The 7,502-nt window shown below is 32.3% G+C and carries 6 protein-coding genes and 1 pseudogene; 1 reads left to right on the top strand and 6 read right to left on the bottom strand.

Annotation, left to right across the window (positions count from 1 at the left end):
* Positions 1–174 precede the first annotated feature (174 nt).
* From BUB36_RS17990 to BUB36_RS17965, 6 genes are all read right to left on the bottom strand, one after another.
* Complete coding sequence (locus BUB36_RS17990; RefSeq protein WP_073153507.1) at positions 175–1,380, bottom strand: iron-containing alcohol dehydrogenase; 1,206 nt, start codon at positions 1,378–1,380, stop codon at positions 175–177.
* 870 nt (positions 1,381–2,250) lie between these two features.
* Positions 2,251–3,711: a HAMP domain-containing sensor histidine kinase gene (locus BUB36_RS17985; protein ID WP_073153505.1), complete on the bottom strand. Its 1,461-nt coding sequence runs from the start codon at positions 3,709–3,711 to the stop codon at positions 2,251–2,253.
* Between the two features lie 34 nt (positions 3,712–3,745).
* On the bottom strand, positions 3,746–4,441 hold the full coding sequence (locus BUB36_RS17980; protein WP_073153502.1) for a response regulator transcription factor: 696 nt from the start codon (positions 4,439–4,441) through the stop codon (positions 3,746–3,748).
* A gap of 27 nt (positions 4,442–4,468) precedes the next feature.
* On the bottom strand, positions 4,469–5,254 hold the full coding sequence (locus BUB36_RS17975) for a lantibiotic immunity ABC transporter MutG family permease subunit (protein ID WP_073153499.1): 786 nt from the start codon (positions 5,252–5,254) through the stop codon (positions 4,469–4,471).
* Positions 5,254–6,012, bottom strand: coding sequence for a lantibiotic immunity ABC transporter MutE/EpiE family permease subunit (locus BUB36_RS17970; protein WP_084112136.1), 759 nt, complete (start codon positions 6,010–6,012; stop codon positions 5,254–5,256). Before BUB36_RS17970 ends, BUB36_RS17975 begins: the two co-directional genes overlap by 1 nt.
* Positions 6,009–6,707: a lantibiotic protection ABC transporter ATP-binding protein gene (locus BUB36_RS17965; protein ID WP_073153496.1), complete on the bottom strand. Its 699-nt coding sequence runs from the start codon at positions 6,705–6,707 to the stop codon at positions 6,009–6,011. The genes BUB36_RS17970 and BUB36_RS17965 overlap by 4 nt, the downstream gene beginning before the upstream one ends.
* Positions 6,708–7,206: 499 nt before the next feature.
* Between BUB36_RS17965 and BUB36_RS17960 the strand changes: the two are divergent.
* A pseudogene (locus tag BUB36_RS17960) lies at positions 7,207–7,502 on the top strand (transposase); the annotation flags it as partial.

The following is a 7,502-nucleotide window of genomic DNA, read 5'->3' as shown; positions in this document are numbered from 1 at the left end:
TCACTTATCTTATCATATTTTATCTGCAAAAAAATCCCTAAATTTCTGTTTTTTTTCCTTGACTTTTGTTTTTATTTTTTATGCAACACCAGTGAGTATTTTTATATGATAATAAAAAAAGAATTCAAAAGGTAATAAAACCTTTTTGAATTCTTTTGATTTTCTTTTATATTATTATAAAGATTCTCTATAAACCTTTTCCACTAATTCTTTTGTTGGTGGTATTGGAGAGCAGCCTAACAATAAATCCAAACTAGGTGTTGTAAAGACTAATTCAACTAATTTTTCTATATGCTCTTCTTTAAATCCTAAATCTGTTAAAGTCTCCTTCACACCAACTTTCTCTAACCACTCTCTAACACCATTTGCTGCTTTTTCAGCTTCTTCTTTTGTTCCCTTAAGTTCTGGTACGATTGGAGACAATACATCTGCTAATACTTCAGGTCTTGCTGAATAAATATTTCTCACTACTGCTGGCAGTAGCATTGCTAATCCTAACCCATGGGCTAAATCTGGCTTAATAGCACTTAATGGATGTTCTAAAGCATGGGTCAAATGAAGCATACCATTGTCAAAACAAATTCCTGCAATGGTAGAAGCATATGTAAGATAATATCTTGCTTCTAAATCTTCTCCATTTTCTAATGCATTTGGTAGATATTTAGCCATTAGTCTTACCGTTTCTTTAGCTAACATAACAGCATAAGGAGTAGTTACAGCTGTAGTACAAGCCTCTACAACATGATTGATAGCATCTATTGACGTATAAGCTGTTTGAGACTTAGGAAGGGATACCATTAATTTAGGATCATCTATAGAATACATTGGATAACTAAAATCATAAGCGATTGCTGGCTTATATTCCTTTCCATCTTCTAATACGCTTACAACTGCAAATCGATCTGCTTCTGTTCCTGTTCCATGGGTCGTGTTAATGGCGATTACTGGTAAAGATTTCGTTGGAATAAAATTATACTCATATAAATCTGCTGTTGTATATTCTGGATACAAAGTCATAATTGCAACGGATTTTGCTGTATCAATTGGACTTCCCCCACCAATACCAATCACCGCTTTAGCTCCTAATTCTCTTGCCATCTTTGTTGCTCCATCAACCTGCGTACTTAATGGATTAGGAGTTACTTTATTATATAAAACAAACTCAATATGGTTCTCCTTCAATGCTTTTTCTATGTAATGCCATGCACCACATTTTACATAAGATGATTTTCCTGTTACAATTGCTACCTTATCTATTCCCTTTTCTTTTATTTCTTTAGCTATATCAAATATCTTCTCAATAGCCCCTACACCTAAAAATATATTTGTTTTTCCCCTTAATTCTCTCACTTCATTAATTGGCATCGTTTTTTCCCACATAAACAAATCTCCTCTCGTTAAATTTTTATCATTTTTCTTATAATAAATTATAAATTCAGTCCTATATATTGTCAATAATTTTATTCTTTCGATTCTAAATTTTTAGATTATTTATTATAATAAAAATCTTACAGTCCATTAATTACAAGCTATATATCCATTATTCTATTATAATCGTTTTCATTTAAAAGCAATAATATTTTCCTGATTCCCCTCAATTCATTTAACAATTTTTTATCAATATTGAATCCTTTTTATCTTTTCAAATAATCTATATTCTCATAACTTATGAGTGTTAATTGTTAAATAACACTTTATAACACCCTATAATTAACCAAAATTGTGAATTATTTAATCTGATATGGGATATATTTTTCAATAAAATGTTAATTTTGAAAATAAAGAAAAAACTCATGCCAAAGACTCTCCTCTAATAAAAAATAGTGACACCCACTGATATTACATAAAAAATAAAAGTCAAGGAAAAAATTCAGAAATTCAGGGATTTTTTTGCCAGATAAAATATGATAAGATAGTCCTTGTTCAAATTCTCTAATGAAAGGACAGAAACAAAAGATGAACAAGGATAAGAAAACAATAATTAATTTTATCACAAATCCCTTAAAAAAATCTTTAAATATTTTAAAAATTTTGGGTATAGTATTTACAAATTCAATTATCTAATTTTAATACTAGTATGAGGGTTTTTTTGATTAAATAATCAATATATTCATCTTTTATTGAACATATATAAATTCTATTTGTCATTAGTTTCCTCCATTTACAGCAAAATAGGGTAGCGATTGCTACCCTATAAAGGCTCTTTTAACTCATCATTTACACGACCGAGGAATGCTTTTCGTAATTGCATCATTTCCTATTGCTATTATTTTCTAGAAAATGCAAATCAAATTTAATACATGCACCGCCGCCCTTTGCATTAAAGGCAACAATACTTCCGCCATGCATTTCTACCAACCTTTTTGCAATATAAAGTCCTAATCCAGCGTGACCATCTTTGGAAGAACGGGATTCATCACCCCTATAAAATTTATTAAAAAGATTAGATAGATCTTTACTACTAAATCCCTTTCCTGTATCACATACTTTAAAACAAATATTATTACAAGTAATATTAGCATTAATTGTTATTGTCCCATTTTCTGGCGTATAACAGATGCAATTCGAAACGATATTGTCAAGAATACGCTCAAGTTTTACAATATCAACAGGGCATGTCATTTTAACCTGTTTTTCATAAGTTACATCAATTTTAAAACCTATCTTTTTATTTTTTGCCATCATCTCATAACTTTCTTTTTTATTCATTAATAAAGAGTATATATCCACTGGAGTGATATTAAGCTTTGCGCAGGACGTTTCAAGCTCTGCGGCGTAAAGCATTTTTTTGATAAGTTCCGAACCCTTATTTGCATTGTCTCTTATTACCTGTAGATATTTTTTTACTTTTTGAGTATCAACATAATTGCCTTCCAGAAGTGATTCAACATAGCCCTGTATTACAGAAAAAGGTGTTTTTAGGTCATGGGCAAGGGCTTGAACCATCTCATGTCTTTCCTGCTCTGCTTTCCACTGTGATATTAATGACTCCTTAAGTTCGTTTTTCATCTCATTAAATGCTTTACAAAGTTTTCCGAGTTCATTATCGGCATAATAATATATATTAAAGTCAAGATCCTTCTCTTTAACCTTTCTTGATGCATCAATAAGCATATTAACTGGCTTGCCTATATTACTGGCAAATTTCTTTGAAAAAAGCAATGTAAAGATTACTATATAAATAAACGGAGAAAAAACAACTACAATAAATAATAGTGTGAGCGATATTTTATCTGATGTACTTGCATAATGAGGTGTCAATGTATATGATAATGAAACTGCTCCGCTTATCTTTCCTTGAGAATCGAATACTGGGATGATTCTTACATATCTACCATCTATATTGATGGTAGTATTCAATTTATTATATAGATCCTCTTTGCCATTTAAAAGTTTTTTATAATCTGTCCCATATATCATGTTACCATTTTCATCCATAACCTGATACAATATACCTTCTGAAGGGATTATTTTCTCAATGAGCTGTTTTTCGCTCCTGTTTAAAAAAACTACACCTTCTTTTCTTATATAGCCTTCAATGTCAGGAATTTTCTTTTCATAATAGTTGGCTGGATACATTTTTTTATATTCAATTTTTGTATAAATCATATAACCCGTATAATACGAAGCTATTGTAGCTATTATACTTGATATGATAATCAAAATAAACGTTATTATAAATTGAGACTTAAGAGGTTTTCTTTCAAACATATAAATACACCCGCTAAATATATATAATTTCGCATTACATTATTTTGTTAAATCGATAGCCGATACCCCATACTGTCGATATATACTCTGTATCGCAATCAAATTCAGCTATCTTTGCCCTTATGTTTTTCATATGCTCAGTAACAGTTGAAAAATCTCCTTCTGCATCATATCCCCAAACCTTCTCATAAATCTGTTCTTTTGAAAACACCTGACCTGGATGCATTAAAAGCAGTTCTAAAATGTCAAATTCTCGTTTAGTAAAGGATATGATATTATCATCAATCTTAACCTGTCTTGATTTTAAATCAACCGATAGTCTGCAAAAACTAATCAACACTCTCTTGTTTGAGTTGTTAAGGAATATAGCCCTTTTCTCTCTCCTTAAATGTGCATCTATTCTCGCTAATAGTTCATTGAGGCTAAAAGGCTTTATTAAATAATCATCACCTCCTAAGGCAAGACCTTTTAGCTTATCGTTTTCCGACTGTTTCGCACTCAAAAATATGATCGGACAAAGAACTGCATCTCTTATTCTTCTACAGACTTCATACCCATCAATGCCAGGCATCATTACATCGAGAATAATAATATCTGGCTGTTCTTTGGATTTTTTAATACCTTTTTCACCGTCATATGCTGCTAATACAATATGACCTCTGCTCTCAAGAGAATCTTTTAAAAGAGTAACTAAGTCTTCCTCATCATCAATTATAAGAATCTTACTCATACCATCATCCCTCCTTTTAATTTTTCTTTAACCATACATTTTTCTACCTTCCCACCTTTCAAACCAAATCAAACCTCCAGCCAGCAAACTTACAAAAAATACGGCAGCTGGAATAAGACCCTTTATAGCTTGTTCTACGATAAAGACTGAAGATATGATTTCAAGAGGGTTTTTCATACCATGCAAATTTAATAAATATACTCCTGCTAATTCTGTTAAACGAACTGGCCATGCCCACGGTACATATTGCCATATCTTATTGCCTAAACTTGTCGCCATCAAAGCAGCTACTAAAATACCCCCGCCACCAATACCAATTGATGCACCCATTCCACATGCGAAACTTATCCATAAATGGAATGCCAATAGTGGAAGAGTTCCTATCATAGCCATTATAGCTGCTATAATAAAAATCGTCCAGGATATGTGTATATTCAATATAAAACTTAATCCTACTAAAAGTGTCAATACCGCAAATAAAGTACTTGCCGATGTCAACAATATAAGCATTGTAAGTTTTCCAAGGTACAAATCCCTGCGCAGTAGTTTGCTTCCGAGAAAACCATTAAAACTACCAGCAAGTTCCTCCTGATGTATCATTAATCCTGATATTAAACCTACACCCAACGGAATAATTAGCGCTGTCCACACATCAAAAAACGCTTGAAATATTAAAATTTGAGTATTTATCGTTATCGTTCTTAACGAAAAGTACCATATCATTAAAGCTGCAAAAATCACAGGTATTAAAAACGTAAGCCATAATATAGGTGTGCGTTTTATCTTAATCCATTCTGATATAAATATATTCATCACCTTGCCTCCCTTCTATTAAACCATAATGCAGTAATTACAGTAAAAATTATTAATGTAGCAAGCGACAGGGCTATTCCTGCTGGTATTACTGAAGTATCCATGAGAGAATCTGATGCTTTCAAAGGTATTCCATTCGGGTGTACGCCTATTATAGGACACATCAGCCTAATGGACCAGCTCCATGGAATATATATCCAGTATGATTCTGGTGCTGCAATTACACCTGTTATCATCCCTAAAAATCCTAGCGCCATACTTGCAAATGTCCCTTTCCACGCAGCCATCCACAGCTGTAAAGGTATTAATGCGAGTGCTGTTAACCATATAGTAAAACCACCAGCAAATATCTTTCCCCATGGAATATCAGCGCCAGCTGTAATCAACCCTGAAATAATTATTGCCACAATAAGAACCAATGTAGAAAGCAATGAATATATTGCCATTACTATTACCTTGCCGATCCATATGAAAGATGGTGAAACATTGTGCACACGTATATTACGATAATTGCCTGCCTTTCTTTCCTGCAATTCCAATAAAGCTGCAAACAATGCCATTCCTAGGGGTATAAAAATCAATGGCCACCAATTATATATCTGATTAAGTAAAAGTTGCCATGGTCTTAAATAATTAGCCAGCATGAATAGTTTCTGTGGCAAAGCAATTAATATGAATAACAACGGTGCCATTAAAATAAGCTTTTTTGTAAATGTCCTTTTATATTTGAGATATTCCGACTTAATTACATTAATCATTTTATCCTCCCCTTTACTACGTTCATAAATAATTCCTCAAAGTCTTCATCTGGATTTGTCTCTCCCTGATATTTAAGTTCTCCATTGCTTATGATACCAACATTTTTTACAATTTGGGAAACCTCTTTCAAAATATGACTTGAAAGTATAACTGTAATTCCCCTTTCAGGAAATGAACGAATCAATTCTCTTAGTTCTTGAATCCCCAGAGGATCAAGCCCATTTGTAGGTTCATCAAGAATCAAAAGTTCTGGATTACCTAAAAGTGCTATTGCAATTCCCAATCTTTGCTTCATTCCCATTGAAAACTGTGATGTAAGTTTTTTACCTGTATCTTTTAGATTCACTAGTTCAAGAACATCATAAATTTTTTCTTTTGATATCCCCATAAGTTTTGTATGAATCAAAAGATTTTCAGTTGCTGTTAGATTACCATATAAAGCTGGAGATTCAATAAGTGAACCAATTCGTCTTAAGTGCTTACGTTGCCATGGTTCATCAAAAGCAAGTATTTCTCCTGCACTTGGCTTTATTAAGCCTGTGAGCATTTTTAATGTTGTTGATTTCCCTGCTCCATTAGGTCCAAGTAATCCGTAGATTGAACCTCTTGGTATTTTTAGTGAAACATTATTTACGGCAAGTTGCTTTCCATAGTATTTTTTCAGTCCTCTTGTTTCAAGTATCAAGTTTGACATTTAACTCATCCTCTCATAACATTATTAATCTCTACTACGATTATTAATGTAACAGGCAATTATAAAGAATTTATAAAGTTGCCTTTTATTAATCATGACCACCCGTAACGTAAGACGAATGGTTTGCTCTAGCCCTATAAGGGCACATTACTGGCTGTGTCTTAAGACCCACCAAATGGTCTGCCAGCCGCATAATTTTTTTCAGACAACACCTAAAGGTGCTTTGCTTTTTTTGACTTTATTTACCAAGTCACCCGTAAACAGGTCTATATGGCCCTTATTATATCGTAAATTCTGAAAAAACTGTTGGAAGACTTTTATTTGACTAATTTTTCAGAATATCATTTGCACTTTCCCTAGCGAGCTATACCCCTATATTTACCAAAGAAAATCTAGTCACTCAATTAATGCTTTTCTGGTTGTTTGGATAGGTTATACTTAATTAGACAATAAAAACTCGGACATGATATAATAAATAAAACTAATTTGGAGGTAAATCATGTCTAATAGATCTAAAAGATATACGGAAGAATTTAAAAAACAGATAGTTGTATTAGTTAAGAGTGGTAAAAGCCCAACTGAAATAGTTAAAGAATATAATGTAGCAAGATCTACCGTAAATAAGTGGGTTAAAGATTATACTACATCAGGTTCTTTTAAAGCTAAGGACAATAGAACAAAAGAGGAAAATGAACTAATAAAACTTAGAAAAGAAAATCAAAGACTCAAAATGGAGAATGATATTTTAAAGCAAGCGGCGCTGATAATGGTACGAAAATAGCTATTATCAAGGCT

This window comes from Paramaledivibacter caminithermalis DSM 15212, from assembly GCF_900142245.1.
In the GTDB taxonomy this organism is placed as follows: domain Bacteria; phylum Bacillota; class Clostridia; order Peptostreptococcales; family Caminicellaceae; genus Paramaledivibacter; species Paramaledivibacter caminithermalis.
Note: the sequence above shows the minus strand (reverse complement) of the source record. Positions and strands in the feature narration are given on the sequence as shown.